This window comes from Streptomyces sp. NRRL WC-3549 (assembly GCF_000721935.1).
Lineage (GTDB): Bacteria > Actinomycetota > Actinomycetes > Streptomycetales > Streptomycetaceae > Streptomyces.
Genome location: NZ_KL585445.1, coordinates 58808 through 61804, shown reverse-complemented (window position 1 = coordinate 61804; position 2997 = coordinate 58808). Strand labels below are relative to the sequence as shown.

Annotated in this window: 4 protein-coding genes; 1 reads left to right on the top strand and 3 read right to left on the bottom strand. The window is 72.6% G+C overall.

Annotated elements, in window-relative coordinates; translation table 11 throughout:
* Positions 1-3 precede the first annotated feature (3 nt).
* Both IH13_RS0134515 and IH13_RS0134510 read right to left on the bottom strand, forming a co-directional pair.
* Positions 4-702 carry a bifunctional DNA primase/polymerase gene (locus IH13_RS0134515; protein ID WP_031090837.1) on the bottom strand — a complete coding sequence of 233 codons (699 nt, stop codon included), beginning with the start codon at positions 700-702 and terminating at the stop codon, positions 4-6.
* A gap of 161 nt (positions 703-863) precedes the next feature.
* Positions 864-1205 carry a hypothetical protein gene (locus IH13_RS0134510; protein WP_031090835.1) on the bottom strand — a complete coding sequence of 114 codons (342 nt, stop codon included), beginning with the start codon at positions 1203-1205 and terminating at the stop codon, positions 864-866.
* A gap of 362 nt (positions 1206-1567) precedes the next feature.
* On the opposite strand from IH13_RS0134510, the gene IH13_RS0134505 reads away from it, so the two are divergent.
* Positions 1568-1831, top strand: coding sequence for a hypothetical protein (locus IH13_RS0134505; protein ID WP_158791473.1), 264 nt, complete (start codon positions 1568-1570; stop codon positions 1829-1831).
* Positions 1832-1888: 57 nt separating this feature from the next.
* Here IH13_RS0134505 and IH13_RS0134500 read toward each other — a convergent pair.
* On the bottom strand, positions 1889-2997 hold a 1109-nt coding region (locus IH13_RS0134500; RefSeq protein ID WP_031090832.1), incomplete at its 5' end, for an AAA domain-containing protein.

The window sequence follows — 2997 nt, the reverse complement described above, 5'->3', positions numbered from 1 at the left end:
GAGCTAGCGGCGCCTGCTGACGTCGTAGACATTAGCACCCGGATCGGCGGGAGGAAAAATCGAATTCCCGGTGGTCGAGGGGGCCGCCGACCTGGTCACCCGTACACAGGCCCAGAGCAGCACGTCCGGACCCGGCAGCCAGGGGGTGCGGGTGTCCGGGGCGACCAGCCAGCGGGGCCCGCCGGCGCCCGCCCCGGCCACCAGGGGCGGGACCGTGACCGCGTCGCCCGTGCCGTGGCAGAGCAGTGCGGGCAGGGACGCACGGGACACCCGGCGACGGCCCGTGCCCCACTCCTCCCAGCTCAGCAGGGAGGGCAGCCGCTGGGCGGTACCCGGGGCGGCGAACAGCAGCAGCCGGCCGCGGTGCGTGGCGACCGGGCCGGAGCCGGGCCCCTCCGCCCAGAGCTGCTCCAGCATGCGCCGGCCGAAGAGCGCCGGCACGTTCACGACGTCGAAGGACGAGCCGCACGGCAGGACACCGGGGGTGGTGGGGTGGGCCTCCCAGCGGGCGAGCGTGGTGCGGGGGCAGGCGGAGGCCCCCGCGAGCCAGGCGGCTCCGGACGGGGTGACCTGGCCGGCCCGGTCACCCGCCTGCTCCGGTGACCGTTCGGGACCGTCCCGCAGCGCGGCGAGGATGTCGACGCCGTGGCGCGGGGCGGCACCGGTGTGCAGGGTCGTTTCGTCTCTCAGCCATGCGCTCATGACGACAGGTCTACCGGCGGTGACGACGGCGTATCCGAGAGTTGCCGAAAACGGGACAGGATGCGTCGTGAGCGGGTATCTTGCCCGTCGGCATATGCCACAGGTGTACCCGCGGTGACGAAGCGTGGTGGCCGCGGGAGCCGGGCCGGCCCCGGCGGGGGTCAGGGGCGGGGGTTGTTCAGCAGGGACCGGCCGAACTCGATCATCTTCTTGGCGTAGTCCTCGGTCCACTCCGCCCGCTCGGCTATGTCCGCCGGGGTGAGCCGGTCGAACCTGCGCGGATCGGCGAGCTGGGCGGCGGCCACGGCCTGGAACTCCACGGCCCGGTCGGTTGCCGCCCGGAACGCCAGGGTCAGCTCCGTCGCCCGGTCCAGGAGCTCCGTCGGGTCCTCCATCGACTCCAGGTCGAAGAAGCGCTCCGGATCCGCCGCCGCCTGAGACGGCTCGAAGAGCAGTGGTGCCGGACGCAGCCGCTGCCGCTCGTTCCGCTCGGGTTGTGCCATGGGGTGTGTTTCCTTCCTCGCGCGGCCGGACGGCCACCTTCCATTGTCCCGCTCGGCGCAAGACCGCTTCCCCGGATCAGGGCGTCCGACGCGCCCGGTGCTCGGCGAGGTGGGCCAGGACCGCGTGATCGGCCTCCCGGGCCTGGGAAGACGAGAGCACCGGATGTGGTCGCTCGGGGCGCTTCAAGGACAAGAAGGAAGGAAAGAAGGAAGCGGAACGGCACATCAAGTCGGCCTGGGAAGCCTCCGAATGGTTCCAGAGGGATGGGAACCGTCACAGCATGATCTTCGGCCCGCAGAACACGACCACGCACGTTCCGGCTGCTCGGCTGGACCTGGGCCGGCCCCGTGAGGCTCTGAGGGTGGCAGAAGACCTTGACGCCGCCCTGGAGGGCTTGTCCGCTACCCGTGTCGCTCCGTCCCGCATGAACCCGGCCAGGGCTCGGCTGGACGTGGGGGACCGTGACGGGGCTCTGGAGTCCCTGCCGGATGCGTGGAGCGCCGCTCCTCAGACGGCCCGCATCCACCCCATGGCGCGGGAGGTCTTCCGGGTCCTGTCGTCCCTGCACCGCCGCAGCGACCCCGAGCTTCTGAGGCTGTCCGAACTGTCCGGCATCCCTGTCTGAGGGAACTGAACTTACCGACGCTTACCCGCTGGTCAGGGGTACCGGCGGCCGTACGGGTCACGGCCGCCAGGACACCTTGTGTTCCTGCCAGTGCTCCAGTGTGGTGTGCATGGCCTCCCAGCCGTCCGGGAACTTCACCGTCACGCCGAGTTGGACCGGCTCCGTCGACGGGTGTTCGTCCAGCAGCTCCGGCACCCCCGCGCGGCACACCACGACGCACGCGTGGCGGTGCCGGGAGGCCAGCACGCACAGCCGGCCCGTCTCCAGGTGGAAGGCCGTCGCGTCCGGGCGGCCCGACAGCGGGTGCAGGACCACCGTCACGTCGAACTCGCGCCCCTGGAGCCGGTTCGCCGTGTCCACCGTCACGCCCGTCACCCCCAGCTCCGCCAGGGCCGCCCGCACGGCCGCGGCCTGGTCGCGGTGGGCCGTGCCGACCGCCACCCGGTCCGCCGTCACCGGCACCGGGTCCGGGGAGCGTTCGCTGGTCGCCGCGCCGCCCCTGTCCAGCAGCCTGCGGACCACCAGCGCCACCGCACGTACCGCCTCGGGGTCGGTGCGCGGGGTGTGGCGGGCCGGGAGCTCCAGCAGGCCCCAGCCGGACTCCGCCGCCTCGTCCAGCACCCGGTCCGTACCCGAACCGTCCGAGGCCACCCCGAACGACAGCCGCCGGTCCCCGTGGTCCGTCCCGCTGCGGAACGGCGTGTACGGGTAGAAGGCGTCCGAGACCAGCGGTGCCGCCGACGCCGGGAGCCGCCACGACACGGGGAGCCGGTGCTGCGGGAGCTCCGGGTTGTGTGCCAGCAGCGTGGTGACCGCGCTCGCCGACGGGTCGTACGACAGGCCCGCCCACTGGTCCCCGCCCACGATCGAGAACGGGTCCAGCTGGCCCGGGTCCCCGACGAACAGCGCCCGCTCGAACAGTCCGGCCACGGCCAGCAGCGCGTCCGACCGCATCTGGTACGCCTCGTCGACGATCGCGTGCCCCCACGGCTCCACGTTCTTCACATGGGCCCACTTCGCGGCGGTGGACAGGACGATGTCCAGCCCGGCCAGATCCGCCGCCTTCGCCGACGTGCGCACGTGGTCCAGGTCGTCCAGGGCCTTGTCGTACGGATCGGAGTCGCTGCTGTGCAACCGGCCGACCGGCAGCTCCGGGGCCTTCTCGG

Bases quoted from the DNA above. Each gene is read 5' to 3' on its own strand.
- IH13_RS0134515 (WP_031090837.1), bottom strand. From the start codon at position 702: ATGAGCGCATGGCTGAGAGACGAAACGACCCTGCACACCGGTGCCGCC.
- IH13_RS0134510 (WP_031090835.1), bottom strand. From the start codon at position 1,205: ATGGCACAACCCGAGCGGAACGAGCGGCAGCGGCTGCGTCCGGCACCA.